This is a genomic window from Zestomonas ipomoeae (assembly GCF_057128665.1).
In genome coordinates this window covers 56328-79259 of record NZ_JBSKHQ010000018.1, presented here as the reverse complement: position 1 = coordinate 79259, position 22932 = coordinate 56328, and the positions used below count along the sequence as shown (strand labels likewise).

Below are 22932 nucleotides of genomic sequence, written 5' to 3'. Positions count from 1 at the left end.
ATCACGCCTGGGGCTCTGGCTGCTGTTCCGTTGCACGTGCCGATTCGTGCCACTGGCTGGAGAGCCATAATGCCCAAGCTTCTTCTGAAGCCATCGATCAAGTGGCTGCCTGCGCTGGTCGCCCTGTTCGCTGTTTGTCTCTCGCCTTCAATGTTGGCAGCATCCCTGCGGGCGAGCGCTCCGCCGTTCAGCCTGGATGCCGCGGAGGCGCTGTTCGTGCGCGACGTTGCCTACGGCCCGGATCGGCGCCACCGGCTGGATATCTTTCTCCCGCCCGATGCCTATGCACGGAAGCGCCCGACGCCGCTGGTGCTGTTCATTCACGGAGGCGGTTTTTCTGCGGGCAGCAAGGAGAAGGCCTATGTGCGTGGCAATCGCCCAGGGATCAAGCTGCTGTTGCAGCACGGGGTCGCCTATGCCTCCATCAATTACCCGCTGCTGGAGCGCAATGAGCGCCAGGGAGTGATCAAGTCGCTGCGTGCAGCGGGCCGGGCGCTCCAGTTCCTGCGGCTGAACCATGAGCAATTCAATATCGACCCTGGGCGCATCGTGCTGATGGGCACGTCGGCAGGTGGCAGTGCCGCGCTGTGGCTGGCGTTGCACGACGACATGGCAGACCCGTACAGCCCGGACCCGGTCGCGCGCCAGTCCACCCGCGTAAGTGCCGCCGTCGCCACCGAAGTGCAGGCGACGCTGGATATCGTGCGCTGGGAGGAGATATTCAAAGAGTACCGCCTCACCCTGGGGGCTCTGGCGAAGCTGACCAGGCTCTATGGCGTCGAAGCGCTAGAGCAGTTGAATGACCCGCGTATCGTCCAGTATCGCCATGAGGTCGACCTGCTGCGGCTGATGGACAAGGGCGATCCGGAAATCTGGGTGTCCAACCGCCGGATCGAGGTCACCAAGCCCACCAATGCCAGCATTCTGTATCACCATCCCTACCACGCCAGGGCCTTGCAGGAGCAGGCGATGCGCGTCGGCCTGAAAGGCCAGTTCGAGATTCCCCGGATGAATATCGTGCCGGCCGAACAAGAGGGCATGTTGGACTTCATCCTGCGTAAGGTGCGCTAGATCGGGGCCTGGCGATCGGCAGGTCTAGCGGGCCTTCTTGGCTTCAAGCCTGCTCAGCAGGCATTTCCGCGGGGTGTGGTTCGTGGTGTGCCGTTGCGGTGACGAGGCTGGGGTATGCCTTTGCCGGCATTACTGATGCAGGGCTGGAACATCCTCGCCCTGCGATGCAGGTTGGGCCTTGGCGATATCAAGATGTCCATGCGCAATCCGCACGTTGCGCCGGATCACTTGGCCAAGGCTTTTACTGTATCGCCGCTCGATCAGAACTCACCGGCAGCTAGGGCTCTGCGCCGCTTGCGGATGATAGTGCGAAGCACGATGAACAGGACCGTCAGGAAGGTAAGGGCAGAAGCAACCAACCAGCCTGTTGAGGCCATCGCCTGGAAGAACCCAGGGAGGAAAGGAGTCTTGCCAAACCTGACGAGTGCCAGGCAAATCCATGGCATGAAGATGATGTAGAACATTGGAACGTAAACGATGGTCTGTAGGACTATCGCTACTCCATAGGTCCAATCGTTCCAGTGGTGTGGTTTGGCCATGGCATCTTCCTTGATCAACTCGGTTGCTCATGCAGTTCGACGGCGCCTAGGTCAGGCGTTCGCTCTGCGCGCGGGGCTGGCATTTTCCCATAGCCAATCCATCCATCAAGTCTTCTTTGGATGCGGAATTCCTGACTACATCACAGGCTTTTAAACCGCTACCCAGAAACGACAAAGGGCTAGCTTTCGCTAACCCTTTGTTTTGTTTGGTGGCTACACCGGGACTTGAACCTGGGACATCAGCATTATGAATGCTGCGCTCTAACCGACTGAGCTATGTAGCCAAGTGGCGCGCATTATTCTCGTCTCGCGCTGGCGTGTCAACCCCATTAGCCGGATAAATCGATTCACTTTCAAGCGCTTAGGCTCGGTCGCGACGGACGGGGAGAACCGACCCTGCGGGAAGGCAGGGCCGGCCGGGGAGGGCGCTTAGACGTTGAAGCGGAAGTGCATCACGTCGCCATCCTTGACGATGTATTCCTTGCCTTCCAGGCGCCATTTGCCGGCTTCCTTGGCGCCGGCTTCGCCCTTGTACTGGATGAAGTCGTCATAAGCGATGACTTCGGCGCGGATGAAGCCTTTCTCGAAGTCGGTGTGGATCACGGCGGCGGCCTGCGGGGCGGTGGCGCCGACTTTCACGGTCCAGGCACGGACTTCCTTCACGCCGGCGGTGAAGTAGGTCTGCAGGTTGAGCAGGTCGTAGCCGGCGCGAATCACGCGGTTCAGGCCCGGCTCTTCGAGGCCCAGGGACTCGAGGAACATGTCCTTTTCTTCGCCGTCGTCCAGTTCGGCGATTTCCGCTTCGATCTTGTTGCACACCGGCACGACGATGGCGCCTTCTTCGGCGGCGATGGCTTTCACCACGTCGAGGTGCGGGTTGTTCTCGAAGCCGTCCTCGGCGACGTTGGCGATGTACATCACCGGCTTGCTGGTCAGCAGGTGGAAGCTTTTGGCCAGCTGGGTCTCATCGTCGCCGAGCTTCTTCAGCAGGGTGCGCGCCGGCTTGCCTTCGGTGAAGTGGGGGATCAGTTTTTCCAGCAGGGCCTTCTGGGCCACGGCTTCCTTGTCGCCGCCCTTGGCGTTGCGGGCGACGCGCTGCAGTTGCTTCTCGCAGCTTTCCAGGTCGGCGAAGATCAGTTCCAGCTCGATGATTTCGATATCGCGCTTGGGGTCGACGCTGTTGGAAACGTGGATGACGTTGTCGTCTTCGAAGCAGCGCACGACGTGGGCAATGGCGTCGGTCTCGCGAATATTGGCGAGGAACTTGTTGCCCAGGCCTTCACCCTTGGACGCGCCTTCCACCAGGCCGGCGATGTCGACGAACTCCATGGTGGTGGGCACCACGCGCTGCGGCTTGACGATCTCGGAGAGGGCGTCCAGTCGCGGGTCGGGCATCGGTACGATGCCGCTGTTCGGCTCGATGGTGCAGAACGGGAAGTTCTCCGCGGCGATGCCGGATTTGGTGAGGGCGTTGAACAGGGTGGACTTGCCGACGTTGGGCAGGCCGACGATGCCGCAGTTGAATCCCATGATGTTTCCCTCGCGGAGAGATGAGTAAGGTCAGGCCTTCTGGCTGTGCAGCTTCTGCATCGCCTTGGTCCAGTTGCCGTCGAGCATGTCGGGCAACACGTCGAGGGCGAAATCGATGCTGGTGTCGAGCAGTTCCTGCTCGCTGCGCGGGGCGCGGCCGAGCACGTAGCCGGAGACCAGGCTGGCATGCCCGGGATGGCCGATGCCGAGGCGCAGGCGGTGGAAGTTATTCTGGTTGCCGAGCTGGGCGATGATGTCGCGCAGCCCGTTGTGCCCGCCGTGCCCGCCGCCCTGCTTGAGCTTGGCGACGCCAGGGGGCATGTCGAGTTCGTCGTGGGCCACCAGGATGGAATCGGGTGCGATGCGGAAGAAGTTCGCCAGCGCCGCTACGGCTTGGCCGCTGCGATTCATGTAGGTGGTGGGGATCAGCAGACGAACGTCGCGGCCCTGGTGGGAGAACTTGCCCACCAGGCCGAAATACTTGCGATCCATGCTCAGGTTGACGCGCTGGTTGGCCGCCACGCGCTCAACAAAAAGGGCCCCTGCGTTGTGCCGGGTCTGGTCGTATTCCGGGCCTGGATTTCCCAGGCCAACGATCAGTTGAATGGCAGTCACGTCAGGAGCCCTTTCCAGGTGGTGCGAGTATTACTCGGCAGCGCCTTCGTCTTTCACTACGCGGGAGGCGTGGATGTTGGCCACGGCCAGGTCGTTGCCGTGGGCCAGGGCCACCAGTTCGACACCGGCCGGCACTTTCAGGTCGGACAGGTGAACGATCTGGCCCAGCTCCACTTGAGCCATGTCGACTTCGATGAATTCCGGCAGGTCTTTCGGCAGGCAGGACACTTCGACTTCGTTGATGGTGTGGGAGATCTCGCCACCGCCTTGCTTCACGCCGACTGCGGTTTCCTGGTTGAGGAAGTGCAGCGGAACGGTTGCGGTCAGCTTGTGGCCGGCAACGACGCGCATGAAGTCGGCGTGCAGGACGAAGCTCTTGGCAGGGTGGCGCTGCAGGGCTTTGATCAGAACGGTTTCAGCGGTGCCGCCGACGTTCAGGGTGATCACGTGGCTGAAGGCAGCTTCGTTTTCCAGCAGCTTGGCTAGGTCTTTGGCCAGCAGGCTGATGGATTGCGGGGCTTTCTCGCCGCCGTAGATCACGGCGGGAACCAGGCTGGCGTTACGACGCAGGCGGCGGCTCGCACCTTTCCCCAGGTCGGAACGCACTTCGGCATTCAGGGCAAACTCAGTCATTACGATTCTCCAAAATAACCAAAACGCCCGCAGCGCTTGCGACCAGCGCTCGGGCGGTTGGGCAAAAAGCCCCGCACGGGGCGGGGCACTTGTCGTCGGCGCTGTTCCTTAGCGGAACATGGCGCTGATCGATTCTTCGTTGCTGATGCGGCGGACCGCTTCAGCGACAACCGGTGCGATGTCCAGCTGGCGAATGCGCGAGCAGGCTTGTGCCGCGGCGGACAGCGGGATGGTGTTGGTCACCACCAGCTCGTCGAGCACGGATTTCTCGATGTTCTCGATGGCGCGGCCGGACAGCACCGGGTGGGTGCAATAGGCGTAGACCTTGGCGGCGCCGTGCTCTTTCAGCGCCTTGGCGGCGTGGCCGAGGGTGCCGGCGGTGTCGACCATGTCGTCGACCAGTACGCAGGTGCGGTCCTGGACGTCGCCGATGATGTGCATGACTTCGGACTGGTTGGCCTTCGGCCGGCGCTTGTCGATGATCGCCAGGTCAACACCCAGGGTCTTGGCCACGGCGCGTGCACGCACCACGCCACCGATATCCGGGGAGACGATCATCAGGTTTTCGAAGCGCTGGTCTTCGATATCGTCCACCAGTACCGGGGAGCCGTAGATGTTGTCCACGGGGATATCGAAGAAGCCCTGGATCTGGTCGGCATGCAGGTCGACGGTCAGCACGCGGTTGACGCCGACGACGGTCAGCATGTCCGCGACCACCTTGGCGCTGATCGCCACGCGGGCGGAACGCGGACGGCGATCCTGGCGGGCGTAGCCGAAGTAGGGGATGACCGCGGTGATGCGGGAAGCCGAGGAGCGGCGGAAGGCGTCGGCCATCACCACCAGTTCCATCAGGTTATCGTTGGTGGGCGCGCATGTCGGCTGAATCAGGAAGACGTCCTTGCCGCGAACGTTCTCGTTGATTTCCGCGCTGATTTCGCCATCGGAGAATTTTCCGACGGAGGCGTCACCGAGGGGGATATGCAGCTGACGTACGACACGCCGGGCCAGATCGGGGTTAGCGTTCCCCGTGAAGACCATCATCTTGGACACGCGCAGTACCTGCCGGCTGAGGGTGGACCTGATGAATTAAAAAGCTGTTCAAAAAGGTAGCCGAGGCGACAATTTTGAACAGCTTCTTGAGTATGGCAGGGGCGGCTGGATTCGAACCAACGCATGGCAGGATCAAAACCTGCTGCCTTACCGCTTGGCGACGCCCCTGTATTACGGTTGGATGCGCTCCGCATCCGCTTCTCGGGACAGGCTTTGTAGCGTTCGGTGCAACATCGATATGTTGCTTCCCTTGGCGACGAAACCTGGCAGGGTGTCCGGAAGTTGGGCCGCGACTTTATCAGCTTCGGCTTTGTTAGGGAAGGCCCCAAACACGCAACCACCGGTGCCGGTTAATCTAGCTGAAACAAATTTGTTTAGCAAGATCAAAGCGTTACGTACATCCGGGTAACGCTTCTCGACCACCGACTGACAGTCATTTCGACCGCCCCGCTCGAGAACGGAGCGCACTGTAATGGCCGGAGTATTTCGTGTCAACTCCGGGTCGTTGAAAATTTCTGCTGTGCTGACAGCCACTTGCGGAACGGCGACGAGATACCAGGGTTCTTCCGGCTCGACCGGTTGCAGCTTTTCGCCGACCCCCTCGGCGAAGGCGGCGTGGCCGCGGATGAATACCGGCACGTCGGCGCCCAGGCTCAGGCCTAGTGCCGCAAGGCGTTCGGTATCCCACTTAAGGCGCCACACGTGATTGAGGCCGAGCAGCGCGGTGGCGGCATCGGAGCTGCCGCCGCCGAGGCCGCCGCCCATCGGCAGGCGCTTTTCCAGCCAGATATCGGCGCCCTGGGCGCAGCCACTTTCTTGTTGCAATCGGCGGGCGGCGCGCACGATCAGGTTGCTGTCGTGGGGCACGCCTGGGATGTCGCAATGCAGGCGGATGTCGCCGTCGTCGCGCAGGGCGAAGCCCAATTCGTCGGCGTAATCCAGGAATTGAAACAGGGTCTGCAACTCGTGATAGCCGTCGGCACGGCGGCCAAGGATGTGCAGCATCAGGTTGATCTTGGCTGGGGCCGGCAGGGTCAGGTGAGCGTGCTGCATGTCACTGGCCCAACTGGCGCGGCAGCCATTCCTTGAGCACCAGGGTGATCTCCAGGTCGTGGCCGTGCAGTTTCAGGCGCTCGGGCAGGGTGTAGTCGTTGTGCTTGGCGTAGCGCAGGTAGTCGATCTGCCAGCCGTCCTGCTGCAACTGCGCCAGACGGCTTTCGCCGTCCAGGGTGACGCGGCTCTTGCTGCCGGGGGCGGGCAGGCCGCGTACCCACCAGAACAGGTGGGACACGGGCAGTTGCCAGCCGAGCTGCTCTTGCAGCAGGGCCTCCGGCGATTCGGCCAGGTAGCGGCCCTGGTTGGCCACTTCCAGCATGGTGTCGCCGGGGCGGCCGGTCAGGCGCGCGGCGCCGCGACCGAGCGGACCGGCCAGTCGGATGTCGTAGTAGTCCTGTCGCTGCAGCCAGAACAGCGTGGCGCTGCCGGAATCCTGCGGGGCGCGAATGCCGACCTTGCCACTGATCTGCCAGCCGTCGAGTTTGTCGAGTCGCTCCTTGTGGGCTTTCCACAGCGCCGGGTCGCCCTGGCCTTCGACGGTTTCATGGGAGATGAGGCCGGCGCAGCCGGCGAGCAGGGCGATCAGCCCAAGCAGGATGAGGTGGCGGGCGAACATGGGTCAGGGCGTCTCGGAGCCGGTCAGGCGTTGCAGGGTATCGCGCAGAATGCTGCTGTCGGGGTGGTCTTCGAAGGCCTGGCTCCAGACTTTCCGGGCTTCGCGCTGCTTGCCGCTGACCCAGAGCACCTCGCCGAGGTGGGCGGCGACCTCGTGGTCGGGGAAGTCTTCCAGCGCTTCGCGCAGCAAGCGCTCGGCCTCGTCGAGGTTGCCCAGGCGATAGTTGACCCAGCCAAGGCTATCGAGAATGGCCGGGTCGTCCGGGTTGAGCTGGTGCGCCTGCTCGACCAGTTCGCGCGCTTCGGCATAGCGAGTGGTGCGGTCGGCAAGGGTGTAGCCCAGGGCGTTGAGCGCCATGGCGTTGTCCGGTTCGCGGGCGATGATGAAGCGCAAATCCTTCTCCAGCTGGGCCAGGTCGTCGCGCTTCTCGGCCAGCATGGCGCGGGTGTAGAGCAGGTTGAGGTCGTCGGGGAACTGCTCCAGCGCCTGCTCGATTACCTGCCAGGCGCGGTCGTGCTGTTGCCGGTTGGCGAGGGCTTCGGACTCGATCAGGTATAGCTGGATGGCGTAGTCCGGTTGCGCTTCGCGGGCATTGGCCAGGCGCTCACTGGCTTCTTCGCCGCGACCGTTGGCGAACAGCAGCTCGCTCTGGCGTTGCTGCGCGGGCAGGAAGTCGTTGCTCGGGCCGACCAGGGCGTATTCCTGCAGGGCTTTCTCGGTTTCGCCCAGCTCTTCATAGGCGCGGCCGAGGTTGAGGTGGGCGGAGTCGACATGGCTGCCGCGGGCGACCATTTCGTCCAGATAGACGATGGCTTCTTCCCAGGCGCCGGCCTCCAGGCACACCAGGGCCAGGGAGAAACGCAGATCGTCGTCATCGGGGAACTGCTGGACCAGGCCGGCGAATTCGCTCTTGGCATCGTCCAGGCGGCCCTGCTCCACCAGCTGTCGGGCATAGGTCAGGCGCAGGCGCTTGTCGTCCGGATGCTTCTTGATGCCCTTTTCCAGCAGCGGCAGCGCTTCGTCGCCGCGGCCGAGGCTTTGCAGCAGGCGCGAGCGCAGCAGCAGCGGGGCGACGTCGTGGTTGCTGGCCGGCTGGTTTTCCAGCAGCGTCAGTGCTTCTTCCTGGCGGCCGTCCTGTTGCAGCAGCAGTGCCTTGCCGAACAGCAGTTGGCCATTCTCCGGGTATTTCTGCAGCAGCCGGTCGAAGCTTTGCAGCAGGCCGGAGCGGGTGTCCGGATCGGTTTCGGCGGCGGACAGGGCAAGAAAATCGAAGTGGGTATCGCCCTGGCCCTGCAGAACCTTCTCCATGTACAGCATGGATTCGTCATAGCGACCGCCGCGGGCCAGTTGCACGGCGGCGGCGCGCTGGGCGTCGAGGTTGTCCGGAGCGTTCTGCGCCCAGATCAGTGCGGCATCCAGCGCCGCCTGGTCGGCGCCGAGGTACTCGGCGATGCGGAAGGCGCGTTCGGCGACCCCGGCGTCCTGGGTGGCGTTGGCTTGCTGCACATAGTTGCCCAGGGCGATGTCGAAGCGGTTGCGCTGCCCGGCCAGCTCGGCGGTGAGCAGCGAATACAGCGTCTCGGGGCTGAACGAGCCGTAGGCCTGCGGTTCGGCCTCGTTGGCGGCGGGGGCGGTGTCCTCGACGGGCGGGGTGCCGTCGCCGGAGTGGGGCAGCATGGATTGGCAGCCACCGAGGAGAAACAGGGCGGTGGTCAGTAACGCAAAAGATTTATTCATAGGGAAAAAGGCGACTAACCTGCGGTCGGGCCATCATGACACAAGCCATCCGGCAAGCCCATGGGCCGAACTGTCGTGTTGCGGAACAGTTCTGACCACACCGGGCGGTGGTTGTTCTCGCTCTGGCGAAGTAGGACAATTGCGCGTTTTCCGTTTCGAATCAGCGACCCGGCATGGCTTTTCTGGCTCTCGGCATCAACCACAAGACCGCTTCGGTGGACGTCCGCGAGCGCGTGGCGTTCACCCCGGAGCAGGTGGTCGAGGCGCTGCGCGCGCTGTGCTCGCATACCGCGTGCCGCGAAGCGGCGATCCTGTCCACCTGCAACCGCAGCGAAATCTACCTGGAGCAGGAGCTTCCCTCGGTGGAGTCGGTGCTTGCCTGGCTGGCCGATTTCCACCAGTTGAATCTCGATGAGCTGCGCGCCTGTGCTTATGTGCATCAGGACGACCTAGCGGTGCGGCACATGATGCGTGTCGCCTCGGGGCTGGATTCGATGGTGCTTGGCGAGCCGCAGATTCTCGGGCAGATGAAATCCGCTTACGCCGTGGCGGCCGAGGCGGGCACCGTCGGGCCGCTGCTCGGACGCCTGTTCCAGGCCACCTTCAATACCGCCAAGACGGTGCGCACCGACACCGCCATCGGCGAGAACCCGGTGTCGGTGGCCTTTGCCGCGGTCAGCCTGGCCAAGCAGATCTTCAGCAAACTGCATCGTAGCCAGGCGCTGCTGATCGGCGCGGGGGAGACCATCACCCTGGTGGCCCGTCACCTGCATGAGCAGGGCGTGAAGCGCATCGTTGTCGCCAACCGCACCCTCGAGCGGGCCAGCAGCCTGGCCGAGCAGTTCGGCGCCCATGCCATCCTGCTCGCGGACATTCCGCAGGAACTGGTCAACAGCGATATCGTCATCAGCTCGACCGCCAGCCAGTTGCCGATTCTCGGCAAGGGCGCGGTGGAGCGGGCGCTGAAGTTGCGCAAGCACAAGCCGATCTTCATGGTCGATATCGCCGTGCCGCGGGATATCGAACCGGAAGTCGGCGAGCTGGACGATGTCTATCTCTATAGCGTCGACGACCTGCACGAAGTCATCGCCGAGAACCTCAAGAGCCGCCAGGGCGCCGCCCAGGCCGCCGAGGAACTGGTGGCCGCCGGTGCCGACGATTTCATGCTGCGCTTGCGCGAGCTGGCCGCGGTGGACGTGCTCAAGGCCTATCGCCAGCAGGCCGAGCGCCTGCGCGACGAGGAGCTGGGCAAGGCCCTGCGCTTGCTGAACAACGGCACCGCCGCCGAAGAGGTGCTGGCGCTGCTGGCCCGCGGTCTGACCAACAAGCTGCTGCATGCACCCAGCGTGCAACTGAAGAAACTCTCCGCCGATGGCCGCATCGATGCGCTGGCCATGGCCCAGGAACTCTTTGCCCTCGATGAGGGTGTGTCGGATAAGAACCCGCAATGAAAGCTTCGCTGCTGAAAAAGCTGGATACCCTCCAGGATCGATTCGAAGAACTCACCGCGCTGCTCGGCGACGCCGAAGTGATCACCGACCAGAGCCGTTTCCGCGCCTATTCCAAGGAATACGCCGAGGTCGAGCCGGTGATCACCGCCTATCGTGACTTTTGCAAGGTGCAGGCCGATCTCGAGGGCGCCCAGGCGCTGCTCAAGGACAGCGACCCGGACATGCGCGAGATGGCGGCCGAGGAAGCGGCTGCGGCCAAGGTGCGGCTGGTTGAGCTGGAGGATCACTTGCAGCGCATGCTGTTGCCCAAGGACCCCAACGACAGCCGCAACGTGTTCCTGGAAATCCGTGCCGGTACCGGTGGCGACGAGGCGGCGATCTTCTCCGGCGATCTGTTCCGCATGTACTCGCGCTATGCCGAGCGGCGCGGCTGGCGGGTGGAAATCCTGTCGGCCAACGAGGGTGAGCACGGCGGCTATAAAGAGGTCATCGCCCGGGTCGAGGGCGACGACGTCTACGCCAAGCTCAAGTTCGAGTCCGGCGCCCATCGCGTGCAGCGCGTGCCGGAGACCGAATCCCAGGGGCGCATCCACACCTCCGCCTGCACGGTTGCCGTGCTGCCCGAGCCAGACGAGCAGATGGCCATCGACATCAACCCGGCCGACCTGCGCGTGGATACCTACCGCTCCTCCGGCGCCGGCGGCCAGCACGTGAACACCACCGATTCCGCGATCCGTATCACCCACATCCCCACCGGCACGGTGGTGGAATGCCAGGAAGAGCGCTCGCAGCACAAGAACCGCGCCAAGGCCATGGCCTGGCTGGCGGCCAAGCTGAAGGACCAGCAGGAGGCCGCCGCGCACAAGGAAATCTCCGACACGCGCAAGCTGCTGGTGGGCTCCGGCGACCGCTCCGAGCGTATTCGTACCTATAACTTCCCCCAGGGCCGGGTCACCGATCACCGCATCAACCTGACCCTGTACTCGCTGGACGAAGTGATCGCCGGTGGTGTCGACGCGGTGATCGAGCCCTTGCTCAGCGAGTTCCAGGCCGACCAGCTGGCCGCGTTGGGCGATTGATTGCAGCGGCAAGCTCCAAGCCACAAGGCCGCTGCTGAGTGCGGGTTGTCTTGTAGCGTGAGGCGTGCCGCTTGAGGCTTAAAGGTTATGGCCACCATCGAATCCCTGCTGAACACCGCCGAGCTGCCCGATTCGCCCACTGCCCGGCTGGACGCCGAGCTGCTGCTCGCCGACGTGTTGGGCAAGCCGCGCAGCTACCTGCGCACCTGGCCGGAGCAGGCGGTACCGCCGGCGCTGGCCGAGCGTTTCGCTGCTGCCCTGCAACGGCGCCGGGCCGGCGAGCCGGTGGCCTATGTCCTCGGTCGCCAGGGGTTCTGGAGTCTGGAGCTGGACGTCGAGCCCACCACCCTGATTCCCCGTCCGGACACCGAACTGCTGGTGGAAACCGCGTTGGCGCTGGGCGCCGGCGGGCCGGCCAGGGTGCTCGACCTCGGCACGGGCACTGGCGCCATCGCCCTGGCATTGGCCTGCGAGCGGCCGGCCTGGCGGGTGACCGGCGTGGACCGGGTGGCCGAGGCGGTGGCGCTGGCCGAGCGCAATCGTGCCCGTCTCAAACTGGACAACGCCGAGTTCCGCCAGAGCCATTGGTTCACCGCGCTCGCCGGCGAGCGCTTTGCGCTGATCGTCAGCAATCCGCCCTACATCGCCGCCAGCGACCCGCATCTGGCCCAGGGCGACGTGCGCTTCGAGCCGGCCAGTGCGCTGGTGGCCGGTGCCGACGGCCTGGACGATATCCGCCTGATCGTCGCCCGGGCACCTGACTATCTTGAAGCCGCGGGCTGGCTGCTGATCGAGCACGGCTACGACCAGGCCGAGGCGGTGCGCGGGCTGTTCGATGCGCGCGGCTTTGCCGAGGTGCAGAGCCGTCGCGATCTTGGCGGGCACGAGCGCATCAGCCTGGGGCGCTGGGTATGACACTCTCTGCCCATGACCATTTCCCGGTCATGGACCACTCCTACAAGGTAGGGATCGATGCTGACTGACGAAGAGCTGCTGCGCTACAGCCGGCAGATATTGCTGAAACAGATCGACGTGGACGGCCAGTTGCGCCTCAAGCAGAGCCGCGCACTGATCGTCGGCCTCGGCGGCCTGGGCTCGCCGGTGGCGCTGTACCTGGCCGCCGCCGGCGTGGGCGAGTTGCACCTGGCGGACTTCGATGCCGTCGACCTGACCAACCTGCAGCGGCAGATCGTCCACGACACCCCAGCCATCGGCCAGGCCAAGGTGGACTCGGCCATGGCCCGGCTCGCCGCCCTCAATCCCGAGGTTCGCCTGGTGCCCCATCGCGCCGCGCTGGATGCCGACAGCCTGGCCGATGCCGTGGCAGCGGTGGACCTGGTGCTGGACTGTTCGGATAACTTCGGCACCCGTGAGGCGGTCAACGCCGCCTGCGTCGCCGCCGGCAAGCCGCTGGTGAGCGGCGCGGCGATCCGCCTCGAAGGGCAGCTTTCGGTGTTCGATCCGCGCCGCGCCGAGAGCCCCTGCTATCACTGCCTGTACGGCCACGGCAGCGAAGCCGAGCTGACCTGCAGCGAGGCCGGGGTGGTCGGCCCGCTGGTGGGCTTGGTGGGCAGCCTGCAGGCACTGGAGGCATTGAAGCTGCTGGCGCAGTTCGGCGAACCGCTGGTGGGTCGGCTGCTGCTGGTCGATGCCCTTGGCAGCCGCTTCCGCGAGCTGCGGGTCAAGCGCGACCCGGCCTGTGCCGTCTGCGGTCATGCCGATGGGCAATGACGCGCCGGTCGGCGTTTTCGATTCCGGCGTCGGCGGGTTGTCGGTGCTGCGCGAAATCCGCGCGCGCCTGCCCAGCGAATCGCTGCTCTACGTCGCCGACAGCGGTCATGTGCCCTATGGCGAAAAGAGCCCGGAGTTCATCCGCGAACGCACGCGGGTGATTGCCGAGTTCCTGCTGGACGAGGGCGCCAAGGCCCTGGTGCTGGCCTGCAATACCGCCACCGCGGCGGCGGTCGCCGACTTGCGCGAGCGCTACCCGCGGTTGCCCATCGTCGGCATGGAACCGGCGGTAAAGCCGGCGGCGGCCGCCACCCGCAGCGGCGTGGTAGGCGTGCTGGCCACCACCGGTACCCTCAAGAGCGCCAAGTTCGCGGCCTTGCTGGATCGCTTCGCCAGTGACGTGCGGGTGATTACCCAGCCCTGCCCGGGGCTGGTCGAGCTGATCGAGGCCGGCGAATTGCAGGGCGCGGCGACCCGCGAACTGCTGCGGGAACTGGTCGCACCGCTGCTCGCCGAAGGCTGCGATACGCTGATCCTCGGCTGCACCCATTACCCCTTCATCAAGCCCCTGTTGAACCAGTTGGTGCCACCATCGGTCAGTTTTATTGATACCGGAGCGGCGGTGGCGCGACACCTGGAGCGCTTGCTCGGCGAGGCTGGCTTGCTGGCGAGCGGTTCTGCACGTTCGGCGCAGTTCTGGTCCAGCGGCAATGCGCAGGGACTGCAAAAGGTCCTGCCGGTGCTCTGGGGCGAGGCCGCGGAAGTGACGGATCTGGGACGCTGAAGCCGCTTTCAGGGTGCCGGGCCGGCTTTCGCAACGATCAGAAATTTCTATACTTCACCGCAGTTCCCGGCTCTATCCCGCAACTGCCTGAAAAAGGATGTTTCCCATGAAGAAGTTCTATTCATTGGCCGCGCTTGTGGCTTTGTCCCTTGGGCATGCCGTTGCCGTCCAGGCCGCCGATGCGACCTTGGCCATCGGCCAGACCAGCGAGTCTTCCATGGTCTATCGGTTGGGCACCCAGTTCGATTTCAATTCCAGCTGGTGGCAGAGCGATACCGGGCGGCTGACCGGATACTGGGATGCGGCCTACACCTATTGGGATGGCGATGACGCCTCCAGCAACCACAGCCTGTCGTTCTCCCCGGTGTTCGTCTATGAATTCGCCGGCGAGACGGTCAAGCCCTACGTGGAGGCCGGCGTCGGCGTGGCGTTTTTCGAGAGTACCGAAGTGGAAGACCGCCAGCTCGGCTCGTCCTTCCAGTTCGAGGACCGCATCGGCGTCGGCCTGCGTTTCTCGGGGCAGGAAGTCGGCCTGCGCGCTATTCACTATTCCAACCTGGGCATCAAGCAGCCCAACGATGGAATCGAAACCTACACCCTGCATTACCGCATGTCGTTCTGAGCATTGCGAGGCGTGAAAAGCCGAGCCACAGGGCTCGGCTTTTTTATGCCAACCCGAAAAGCAGCCATGTTACCGAGCATCGGCAACGAACCTGACACTGGATTGCCAGTCCGGTTTCACGCCTGTCTCCACTGCGCACTCAGCGCTGCGACTGCTCGCGGTAGAGCCGGGCGAAGCCGTGCAGCAGCGGCAGCATGACCGCCCAGGCCGGTGCCAGACCGAGCAGCGTTTCGGCGGCGCCGTGGGGGAAGGTGAGCCCGCCCAGCCGGCTGTAGGCGAAATACATCAGCGGCCCCAGCGCCGCGCCGAGCAGGCTGGCGTGCCACCAGGGGCGGGCGCTCCAGGCCAGGCTGTGGTTGAGCGTGCTACCCAGCAGCGCCCAGGTCAGTGCCAGCCAGAGTGGCGCCAGCGTGCGCGGCGCGCCGAAATCGAACACGCCCAGTTGCAGGAGAAAGCTGTCCAGTGCGGTGCCGGCCAACAGGGTGCTGACCAGCAGCTTGCCCTCGCTGCGCCAGGAACCGATCCACAGCAGGTGCGCCAGCAGCGCCGCGCCGGCGAGCAGCAGCCAGGCGCCGCCGCCAAGCATGCAGGCTAGCCAGCCGGTGAGGAAGAGTAGGGCGTTGGCGATCGGCTTGGGCATGCAGGCGTCCGGGAAAACGAGGGTGCCGATGGTGCGCTGGCCAGGCCTCGGCCGCAAGGGCTTGACGCCCGGCTGGTCATTGGTCGCCCGCTGCACTCCTTCGCTGGCGAAAAGCCATACTCAAGGAGAGGCTGGGGAGGCAGGGGCCTGCGCGCCTATGAAAAAGCATGCGATACAGATACTGCTGTGGCTGTTGATCGGCCTGTCGACCGGGGTTGTCGCCGAGCCGATTCGCGTGTTCGGCGACGAGCGCTACTCCGGTGTGATCTACCTCGATGCGCAGGGGCGGGCACAGGGGCTGCTGCCGGACCTGTTGCGTTACTACGAGCGGGTTTCCGGGCAGCGCTTCGACATCCAGTTGTCGCCCTGGAAACTCGCCTATTCCAGCGCGCTGGCCGGTCGCGGCGGGGTGATCGGTCTGTCGAAGACCGACGAACGCCTGCCACTGTTCGACTACTCCGAACCCATCTACTACGACGACATCGCCATCGTGGTGCTCAAGGGGCGGGAGTTTGCATTCACCTCCCTGGAGGACTTGGCGGGCAAGAGCATCGGGGCCCAGCTCGGCGCCAGCTTCGGCAACCAGGTGGACAAGGCGATCGCCGCCGGGCTGATCGACGTCGAGCGCGACCAGCGCCACGTGTCCCGCCTGAAGAAGCTGCTGTATGGACGCATCGACGCGGCTTTCGTCGGCAACGGGCGCGACGGCCTGACCTGGCTGGTCGATTCCGACCCCCTGCTGCGTCGCGAGCGTGCGCGCTTCGTCGTGCTGCCCAGGCCGCTGGCCCGCGACCAGTTGCACCTGGGTTTTCCCAAGTCCATGGACATGACCGGGTTGCTCGCCGACTTCGACCGCGTGCTGCGCGAGGGGCGGGCAACGGGTGCGCTGCCGCCGCTGGAGCAGTTGACCGGCGAGTAACCGTTCAGGCATCGAAGCGGCCCAGCAGCGGTTCCGGAAACGCCTTCGGCTTGGCCAGCAGCAGTTGCGCGGTGCCGATGCTGCGTTCGCGGAAACCGCCTTCGCAGTAGCACAGGTAGAACTCCCACAGCCGATAGAACTGCTCGTCGTAACCGAGCTGTTCCAGGCGCTTGTGTGCGCGGCGCAGGTTGTCGTGCCACAGGCGCAGGGTGCGGGCGTAGTGCAGGCCGAAGTCCTCCATGTGGTGCAGGTTCATGTCGGTTTCGCGGGCCACCACCTCCAGCATGCGCTGCACCGAGGGCAGTGCGCCGCCGGGGAAGATGTAGCGCTGGATGAAGTCGACGCTGCCGCGCACTTGCTCGTAGCGCTGGTCGCGAATGGTGATGGCTTGCAGCAACATCAGCCCGTCGCCCTTCAGCAGGCGCGCGCACTGCCTGAAGTAGGTGGGCAGGAAGCGATGGCCGACCGCTTCGATCATCTCGATGGACACCAGCTTGTCGTACTGGCCGTCGAGGTCGCGGTAGTCCTTCAGCAGCAAGGTGATGCGGTCTTCCAGACCCAGTTCAGCGATGCGTGCGCGGCTGTAGTCGTACTGCTGCCGCGACAGGGTGGTGGTGGTCACCCGGCAGCCGTAGTGGGTGGCCGCATGGATGGCCATGCTGCCCCAGCCGGTGCCGATTTCCAGGAGATGATCGCCAGGCTGCAGCCGCAGCTTCCGGCAGATGCGATCGAGCTTGTTCAGCTGCGCCTGCTCGAGGCTGTCCTCGGGGCTCAGGAACTGCGCTGCCGAGTACATCATGGTGGGGTCGAGGAGTTGCTCGAACAGCTCGTTGCCGAGGTCGTAGTGGGCGGCGATGTTTTTGCGCGAGCCGCTGCGGGTGTTGCGGTTTAGCCAGTGCAGGGCCTGCATCAGCGGCCGGCCGAGCAGCAGCGCCAGGCCGCGCTCCATGCCGTCGAGCACCTCCAGGTTGCTGACGAAGACGCGGACCACGGCGGTCAGGTCCGGGCTGTTCCAGTAGCCATGCACATAGGCCTCGCCAGCGCCGATGGACCCATTGCAGGCCACCAGCCCCCAGAGCGCCGAGTCCAGCACCCGGATCTCGCCCTGCAGGGCGGCACCGGGCTGGCCGAACGCCAGCCGTTCCTCGCCCTCGTAGATCACCAGATGGCCGTGACGCAGCCCGCCCAGTTGGCGCAGTACCAGGCGCCGCAGCAGGGTGGCGGTGAGTCCGTTGGCGGTCAGCGGATAGGCTTTGGCGGACAGGCTAGGGCTTTTCATGGACTACTTCCTCGATGGGCGCGGCGACGCCGTAGCGGCCTTGCGCGGCCTGGTGGGGGAACAGCGGGAGTCGTTTCAGCAGCAGGCGCAGCGCCTGCCAGTAGATGCCCAGCAGCGTCTTGGCGGTCATCGCCGGGAACGCCGCCAGGTGGCGCAACAGGCTGGCGCCGCTCAACTCGTGGCGGTGCAGGTCGAGGGTGGCGTCGAACAGCTTGGTCTCGCCCTGCCAGTCCTCCATGTGCACGCCGAGGCGCTCGCCCGGCGGGCTGAAGCGCATGCGGTATTCGAGATCGCGGGGCAGGAACGGCGAGACGTGGAAGGTCTTCGCTACGGCGACACGCTGGTGGCCGTCGCCGTGGGCCGGCAGCACATAGTGATAGCGCTCGCGCCAGGGCGTGTTGCTCACCTCGCAGAGAATCGCCGCGAGGCGGCCGGCGTCGTCGAAGCAATAGAAGAAGCTCGCCGGATTGAACGCCAGGCCCCAGCTGCGCGGCTGTGCCAGCAAGCGCACCGGTCCTGTCGGCACGTGGCCGAGGGCCTCGCCGACGCAGGCTCGCACCGCCTCGATCAGGCGCATGCCATTGCCGGTGAACTGCGGCAGGAAGTCCTGCTCGCGAAAGGCGAAGGGCGCGAAGCGGCCCTTGCCGGCCAGGGGCGACAGGCCGAGCACCGCGTCCTGCTCGTCCAGGTCGAGATAGAGCAGGCCGATGCGATAGCGAAACGCGTGGGCCTTTGGTGCGAAGCGGCGGTGCTGCACCCAGCCGCTGTAGAGGGCGCTGTTCACAGCGCCTCCCCGAAGGCTTGCGCCACGCGCAAGCCGCTGACCACGCCGTCCTCGTGGAAGCCGTTGGCCCAGTAGGCACCGCAGTAGTAGGTGTGATGCATGCCGAGCAGCTCCTCCCAGCGCGCCTGTGCCGCCACGCCGGCCAGGCTGTACTGCGGGTGGGCGTAGGTGTAGCGGCCGAGCACCTTTGCCGGGTCGATGGCATCGCTCTGGTTGAGGCTGACGCAGAAGGTTTCCGGCGCCTGGATGCCCTGCAGGATGTTCATGTTGTAGGTCACCGCCGCCGGCCGCCGCGGATCGCCGCCGAGGCGGTAGTTCCAACTGGCCCAGGCCGGTGGGCGGCGCGGCAGCAGGCGGGTGTCGGTATGCAGCACCACCTGGTTGTCGGCATAGCGCAGTGCGCCGAGGATCTCCTGCTCGGCACGGGTGGGCGCGGCCAGCATGGCCAGGGCCTGGTCGCTGTGGCAGGCGAACACCACCTTGTCGAAGCGGCGCATGCCGGTGGCGCTGTGCACCATCACGCCCTGCGCGTCACGCTCGACCCGATGAACCGGGCAGTTGAGCAGGATCTTCTGCTTGAACGGTGCGCACAGCGGCGCGACATAGCTGCGCGAGCCGCCCTCGACCACCCGCCACTGGGGCCGCTCGCTGACCGACAGCAGGCCGTGGTTCTTGAAGAAGCGCACGAAGAACTGCATCGGGAAGTGCAGCATGTCGGCGAGCGGCATCGACCAGATGGCGGCGCCCATCGGCACCAGGTAGTGGTCGATGAAGCGCTGGCTGTAGCCGTCCAGGCGCAGGTAGTCGCCGAGGCTGATGTCGCTGGGCAGCCGCTGGTGCTCCAGATCGTCCAGCGCCTTGCGATTGAAGCGCAGGATGTCCATGACCATGCGCCAGAACCCCGGCGACAACAGGTTGCGCCGTTGAGCGAACAGCGTGTCGAGGTTGTGCCCGTTGTACTCCAGGCCGCTGGCCGGATCGCTCACCGAAAAGCTCATTTCCGTCGGCCGCGAGGCTACGCCGAGGCGGTCGAGCAGGCGGATGAAGTTCGGATAGGTCCAGTCGTTGAAGACGATGAAGCCGGTGTCCACCGCGTAGCGCTGTCCGGCCACCTCGACATCCACCGTATGGGTATGCCCGCCGATCCAGTCGCTGGCCTCGAAGACCTGGATGTCGTGCTGGCGGTTGAGCAGGTGGGCGCAGGTCAACCCGGCGATGCCGCTGCCGATGATGGCGATTCTCATGAAGCCTCCGAAGGATTGCGCGTCATGCGTTTGCCGAGGGCGAGCCACAGGCGGCCGGGAAGCCGGGCGAGCAGCCGCAGGGCGGCGATGAAGGGAGCCGGGAAGGCGATCTCCAGCGGCCGTGCGTCCAGCCGCCGGGCGATGTGGCGGGCGGCCCGCTCGGCCGGCCAGCACAGCGGCATGGCGAAGTCGTTGCGCCGGGTCAGCGGGGTGTCGACGAAACCGGGGCTGACGAGGGTGACGTCGATACCGTCGTGGGCCAGATCGATGCGCAGCGATTCGAGCAGGTAGCGCAGCGCCGCCTTCGACGCGCCGTAGGCCCCGGCCCGCGGCAGGGGCAGGTAGGTCACCGCGCTGGCCACGCCCACCAGATGCGGATCGATGCCTCGGCGCAACAGCGGCAGCGCGGCTTCGATGCAGTGGCTGGCGCTGAGCAGATTGCTGCGCAGTACCCGCTCGATCATCGCCGACTCGTAGTGGGCGACGTCGATGTACTCGCAGGTGCCGGCGTTGAGGATGGCGCCGTCCAGCCCGCCCCATTCGTTGCCGATGCGCGCGGCGATGGCGCGCACCTGATCGGCATCGGTTAGGTCGCCCGCCACCACCAGCACCTGCTGCGGGTAGCGGGCTTCGAGGGCGAGCAGCGGCGCCACGCTGCGGGCGCTGAGCGCCAGGCGGTGGCCTGCGGCGAGCAGTTCCAGCGCCAGGGCATGGCCGATGCCGCTGCTGGCGCCGGTCAGCCAGAGTCGACGGGCAGCGCTCATGCCAGCCTCCGCTTGAGCCAGCCGATCAGGCCGCCGAGCAAGGGCAACTGCTCGTAGAGCAGCGCCCCGGCGTCGAAATAATCGCGATGCCGCTGCACCTTGTTACCGGCCCAATGCAGGTGCGAGCAGCCGGGAACGGACACTGGCCGGCCGCCGTTCAGGCGCGGGTGGCGGTAGTGCAGGGTCCAGCGCAGGTAGCCCTCGCCTTCGCGGACCTCGTCGAAGCCGTGAAAGTCGAAACGCAGGTCGTGGATATTGGCGTAGAGCTGCTCGAAGTAGCGGGTCAACGCCGGCAGGCCGTGCAACTCATGCAAGGGATCGGTGAAATGCACGTCGGCGCTGTACAGCGCTTCGAGTCGCTGCAGGTTGTCGCGGTCGAGGCTGCCGAAGGCCTCGGCGAAGCGTGGCAGGAATCTATCCATGGCGGGTCTCCAGGCCCCGGAAGGCGGCTAGGGCACGCTCGCGGCTGTGCTTGAGGTCGACCATCGGCGGCGGGTAGTCGGCGTTGCCGAACAGATCCGCCGCAGCCTGGGGCTCATGGATACGCGTGTCGTCCAGGTGCGCCAACTCCGGCAGCCACTGGCGCAGGAAGCGCCCCTGCGGGTCGAAGCGCCGCGACTGGCTGATCGGGTTGAACAGGCGGAAGTAGGGCGCGGCATCGGTACCGGTGGAGGCGCTCCATTGCCAGCCGCCATTGTTCGCGGCCAGGTCGCCGTCGATCAGGTGGCGCATGAAGAAGCGCTCACCCTCGCGCCAGTCGATCAGCAGGTTCTTGGTCAGGAACATGGCCACGATCATGCGCAGGCGGTTGTGCATCCAGCCGGTGGCCAGCAACTGGCGCATCGCCGCGTCGACGATGGGAATGCCGGTGCGGCCCTGTTGCCAGGCGTGCAGCTCCTCCGGCGCATGGCGCCAGGGCAGGGCCTCGGTCTCCCGGCGAAAGGCGCGGTGCATCGACACCCGCGGATAGCCCACCAGGATGTGCTTGTAGAACTCGCGCCAGAGCAGCTCGTTGATCCAGGTGACAGCGCCGGCGCTGCCGCTGTCGAACTCGCCGTGGTTGTGGCGCAGCGCCGCATGCAGGCATTGGCGTGGCGACAGCACGCCGGCGGCCAGGTACGGCGACAGCCGGCTGGTGCCGGGGCGGGCGGGCAGGTCGCGGGCCTGCTGGTAATCGTCCAGCCGCGCGTCGGCGAACTCTTGCAGGCGCGCGTGGGCAGCCGCTTCGCCAGCCGGCCATAGCTGGCGCAACGCCGCGTCGGGCATGGCGAAACCGTCGACGGCCGGCGGCAGCGTATCGCTGGCGACTTCCTGCGGCGCCTGTGCCGTCGGCAGCGGGACCCGGGACGGCAGGGCGGTATGCAGGCGCTGGTAGCAGACCTTGCGGAACTGGCTGTAGACCTGGAAGTAGCCGCCGCTCTTGGTCAGCACGCTGCCGGGGGCGAACAGCAACTGATCCAGCCGGCGGTGAAAAGCGATGCCGAGCGGGGCGAGTGCAGCTTCCACCGCCGCGTCGCGTCGCGCTTCGTTGACGCCGCATTCGTCGTTGACCCAGACGCCCTCGACGCGCTGCTCCTGGCAGAGTTGTGCGAGCACCGCCGGTGCCTGGTCCCAGGTCGAGGAGGTGCGCACCAGCAGCGGCACGTTGAGCGCTGCCAGGGCCTGGCGCAGTTCGGCCAGGTTGCGCAGCCAGAAGTCCACCTTGCAGGGCGCATCGTCGTGGCGCCGCCACTGGCCGGGGCTGAGCAGATAGACCGCCAGGGTCGGTCCCGCCGCCATGGCGCCGGCGAGGGCAGGGTTGTCCCGGACGCGCAGGTCGCAACGGAACCAGATCAGTTGGCGCATGGTGGGCTCGCCTGGAGGGTCAGCAGGCCGTGCGCCTGCAGGACACGGTGGATGTCGAGGGCATCGCCGGCCAGCAGCAGGCCGCGCAGTCCCTGCAATTCCTCGTCATGGATATGCGCGGCGGGGCCGGCCAGCATGACCGGGGCCGTGCAGTTATCGAGCAGGCGCGGCAGGTGGCGGCGCAGCAAATGGGCGTCCAGCGCCTGGCTGGAATACAGCAGCAGGCCGCGGGGCGCGATGCGTTCCGCCGCCAGGCCGAGTTCGGCGAACGGCAGCGGCCAGTCGAATACCTCCACCGGGCAGTCGCTGCAGCTGGCCAGCCAGGCTGCCAGCCACACCCCCGGCTCCATCGGCTGGGGCGAGAGATTGATCACCAGCAGCGGCGCGCCGGTCTGCTGGCGGTTGTTCCGGTACAGCTGCGCGCCCAGCCGGGTGCGTAGCCAGCCGAGGAAGAACACCCGCTCCAGCTGCGCGCCGAACTGGCCTTGCCAGTGCTGCTCGAGCACTGCCAGCAACGGCATCAGCAATTGCTCGCAGAAGGTGCGTGGCGGGTAGAGCTTCATGGCGCGGGTGAAGTGGTCGTCCAGGCGCCGTTCGGCCTGGCTGGCAATCGCCTCGCGCAGGGCCTGGTGCAGGTCGTTCCAGTCGCTGTCGGCCATCTCTTCGGCGGGCTTGCGGGCCTCCAGCAGGCCCTTGACCTGGCTGACCGACACACCGCGGTTGAGCCAGGTCAGGATGTCCTGGATGCGCGCCACCTGCTCGGCCCCATAGAGCCGGTGTCCCTTGGGCGTGCGGTGCGGCAGGATCAGGCCGTAGCGGCGCTCCCAGGCACGCAGGGTGATCGGGTTGACGCCGGTCTGGCGTGCCACTTCGCGAATCGGCAGCCAGCCGTCGGCGAGGGCCTGTTGGTAGTCGCCGCTGAGCGGCAGATGGCTTTTCATCG

General features: G+C 65.7%; 24 protein-coding genes and 2 tRNA genes. 8 read left to right on the top strand and 18 right to left on the bottom strand.

Translation table 11 applies throughout. The annotated features are described in order from the left end of the window. The first annotated feature begins 69 nt into the window (after positions 1-69). A complete protein-coding gene (locus ACWKV7_RS18200) occupies positions 70-1071 on the top strand; it encodes an alpha/beta hydrolase fold domain-containing protein (RefSeq protein WP_483859115.1) in 1002 nt (333 codons plus the stop codon). A 260-nt stretch (positions 1072-1331) separates the two neighbouring features. On the opposite strand, the gene ACWKV7_RS18195 is transcribed toward ACWKV7_RS18200, so the two are convergent. The 10 genes from ACWKV7_RS18195 to ACWKV7_RS18150 form a co-directional block, all read right to left on the bottom strand. Beyond that, the gene (locus ACWKV7_RS18195) at positions 1332-1610 is read right to left on the bottom strand and encodes a hypothetical protein (protein ID WP_483859114.1); all 279 of its coding nucleotides are present in this window, start codon (positions 1608-1610) and stop codon (positions 1332-1334) included. 207 nt (positions 1611-1817) lie between these two features. Next, positions 1818-1894, bottom strand: a tRNA-Met gene (locus ACWKV7_RS18190). Positions 1895-2039: 145 nt separating this feature from the next. Further along, complete coding sequence (gene ychF, locus ACWKV7_RS18185; RefSeq protein WP_483859113.1) at positions 2040-3140, bottom strand: redox-regulated ATPase YchF; 1101 nt, start codon at positions 3138-3140, stop codon at positions 2040-2042. A 30-nt stretch (positions 3141-3170) separates the two neighbouring features. Further along, positions 3171-3755 carry an aminoacyl-tRNA hydrolase gene (gene pth / locus ACWKV7_RS18180; RefSeq protein ID WP_483859112.1) on the bottom strand — a complete coding sequence of 195 codons (585 nt, stop codon included), beginning with the start codon at positions 3753-3755 and terminating at the stop codon, positions 3171-3173. A gap of 30 nt (positions 3756-3785) precedes the next feature. Further along, positions 3786-4388, bottom strand: a complete 603-nt coding sequence (locus ACWKV7_RS18175; protein ID WP_483859111.1) for a 50S ribosomal protein L25/general stress protein Ctc — start codon at positions 4386-4388, stop codon at positions 3786-3788. Between the two features lie 108 nt (positions 4389-4496). Further along, on the bottom strand, positions 4497-5438 hold the full coding sequence (locus tag ACWKV7_RS18170) for a ribose-phosphate pyrophosphokinase (protein ID WP_483859110.1): 942 nt from the start codon (positions 5436-5438) through the stop codon (positions 4497-4499). Between the two features lie 93 nt (positions 5439-5531). After that, positions 5532-5606, bottom strand: a tRNA-Gln gene (locus ACWKV7_RS18165). 3 nt (positions 5607-5609) lie between these two features. Further along, a complete protein-coding gene (gene ispE / locus ACWKV7_RS18160; RefSeq protein WP_483859109.1) occupies positions 5610-6491 on the bottom strand; it encodes a 4-(cytidine 5'-diphospho)-2-C-methyl-D-erythritol kinase in 882 nt (293 codons plus the stop codon). A gap of 1 nt (position 6492) precedes the next feature. Continuing rightward, the gene (gene lolB, locus ACWKV7_RS18155) at positions 6493-7110 is read right to left on the bottom strand and encodes a lipoprotein insertase outer membrane protein LolB (protein ID WP_483859108.1); all 618 of its coding nucleotides are present in this window, start codon (positions 7108-7110) and stop codon (positions 6493-6495) included. A gap of 3 nt (positions 7111-7113) precedes the next feature. Further along, on the bottom strand, positions 7114-8847 hold the full coding sequence (locus ACWKV7_RS18150; RefSeq protein WP_483859107.1) for a tetratricopeptide repeat protein: 1734 nt from the start codon (positions 8845-8847) through the stop codon (positions 7114-7116). 173 nt (positions 8848-9020) lie between these two features. Between ACWKV7_RS18150 and hemA the strand changes: the two genes are divergently transcribed. The 6 genes from hemA to ACWKV7_RS18120 all read left to right on the top strand — a co-directional run bounded on the left by hemA (position 9021) and on the right by ACWKV7_RS18120 (position 14514). Further along, the gene (gene hemA, locus ACWKV7_RS18145; protein WP_483859106.1) at positions 9021-10298 is read left to right on the top strand and encodes a glutamyl-tRNA reductase; all 1278 of its coding nucleotides are present in this window, start codon (positions 9021-9023) and stop codon (positions 10296-10298) included. Then, a complete protein-coding gene (gene prfA, locus ACWKV7_RS18140; protein WP_483859105.1) occupies positions 10295-11377 on the top strand; it encodes a peptide chain release factor 1 in 1083 nt (360 codons plus the stop codon). Before hemA ends, prfA begins: the two co-directional genes overlap by 4 nt. Positions 11378-11464: 87 nt before the next feature. Next, positions 11465-12292, top strand: coding sequence for a peptide chain release factor N(5)-glutamine methyltransferase (prmC, locus tag ACWKV7_RS18135; RefSeq protein WP_483859104.1), 828 nt, complete (start codon positions 11465-11467; stop codon positions 12290-12292). 57 nt (positions 12293-12349) lie between these two features. Then, entirely contained in the window at positions 12350-13108 is a 759-nt protein-coding gene (locus ACWKV7_RS18130) for a molybdopterin-synthase adenylyltransferase MoeB (protein ID WP_483859103.1), read from the top strand. Continuing rightward, positions 13098-13892, top strand: coding sequence for a glutamate racemase (gene murI / locus ACWKV7_RS18125; RefSeq protein WP_483859102.1), 795 nt, complete (start codon positions 13098-13100; stop codon positions 13890-13892). Before ACWKV7_RS18130 ends, murI begins: the two co-directional genes overlap by 11 nt. 106 nt (positions 13893-13998) lie before the next feature. Then, positions 13999-14514 carry an acyloxyacyl hydrolase gene (locus ACWKV7_RS18120; RefSeq protein WP_483859101.1) on the top strand — a complete coding sequence of 172 codons (516 nt, stop codon included), beginning with the start codon at positions 13999-14001 and terminating at the stop codon, positions 14512-14514. Positions 14515-14653: 139 nt separating this feature from the next. Here ACWKV7_RS18120 and ACWKV7_RS18115 read toward each other — a convergent pair whose 3' ends face one another. Beyond that, positions 14654-15154 (bottom strand): DUF2878 domain-containing protein, encoded by a 501-nt coding sequence (locus ACWKV7_RS18115; RefSeq protein ID WP_483859100.1) that lies wholly within the window; start codon positions 15152-15154, stop codon positions 14654-14656. A gap of 157 nt (positions 15155-15311) precedes the next feature. Between ACWKV7_RS18115 and ACWKV7_RS18110 the strand changes: the two genes are divergently transcribed. After that, positions 15312-16073 (top strand): substrate-binding periplasmic protein, encoded by a 762-nt coding sequence (locus tag ACWKV7_RS18110; RefSeq protein WP_483859099.1) that lies wholly within the window; start codon positions 15312-15314, stop codon positions 16071-16073. Between the two features lie 4 nt (positions 16074-16077). Here ACWKV7_RS18110 and ACWKV7_RS18105 read toward each other — a convergent pair whose 3' ends face one another. From ACWKV7_RS18105 to ACWKV7_RS18075, 7 genes are read right to left on the bottom strand one after another with little or no spacing between them, the layout of a single operon-like run. Next, positions 16078-17352 carry a class I SAM-dependent methyltransferase gene (locus ACWKV7_RS18105; RefSeq protein ID WP_483859098.1) on the bottom strand — a complete coding sequence of 425 codons (1275 nt, stop codon included), beginning with the start codon at positions 17350-17352 and terminating at the stop codon, positions 16078-16080. Beyond that, positions 17339-18136 carry a DUF1365 domain-containing protein gene (locus ACWKV7_RS18100; RefSeq protein WP_483859097.1) on the bottom strand — a complete coding sequence of 266 codons (798 nt, stop codon included), beginning with the start codon at positions 18134-18136 and terminating at the stop codon, positions 17339-17341. The genes ACWKV7_RS18105 and ACWKV7_RS18100 overlap by 14 nt, the downstream gene beginning before the upstream one ends. Continuing rightward, the gene (locus ACWKV7_RS18095; RefSeq protein ID WP_483859096.1) at positions 18133-19380 is read right to left on the bottom strand and encodes an NAD(P)/FAD-dependent oxidoreductase; all 1248 of its coding nucleotides are present in this window, start codon (positions 19378-19380) and stop codon (positions 18133-18135) included. The genes ACWKV7_RS18100 and ACWKV7_RS18095 overlap by 4 nt, the downstream gene beginning before the upstream one ends. After that, entirely contained in the window at positions 19377-20144 is a 768-nt protein-coding gene (locus ACWKV7_RS18090) for an SDR family NAD(P)-dependent oxidoreductase (RefSeq protein WP_483859095.1), read from the bottom strand. Before ACWKV7_RS18090 ends, ACWKV7_RS18095 begins: the two co-directional genes overlap by 4 nt. Continuing rightward, positions 20141-20566, bottom strand: a complete 426-nt coding sequence (locus ACWKV7_RS18085; RefSeq protein ID WP_483859094.1) for a nuclear transport factor 2 family protein — start codon at positions 20564-20566, stop codon at positions 20141-20143. Before ACWKV7_RS18085 ends, ACWKV7_RS18090 begins: the two co-directional genes overlap by 4 nt. After that, positions 20559-21989, bottom strand: coding sequence for a deoxyribodipyrimidine photo-lyase (gene phrB, locus ACWKV7_RS18080; RefSeq protein WP_483859093.1), 1431 nt, complete (start codon positions 21987-21989; stop codon positions 20559-20561). The genes ACWKV7_RS18085 and phrB overlap by 8 nt, the downstream gene beginning before the upstream one ends. Continuing rightward, positions 21977-22930 carry a MerR family transcriptional regulator gene (locus ACWKV7_RS18075; RefSeq protein WP_483859092.1) on the bottom strand — a complete coding sequence of 318 codons (954 nt, stop codon included), beginning with the start codon at positions 22928-22930 and terminating at the stop codon, positions 21977-21979. The genes phrB and ACWKV7_RS18075 overlap by 13 nt, the downstream gene beginning before the upstream one ends. Positions 22931-22932 lie beyond the last annotated feature (2 nt).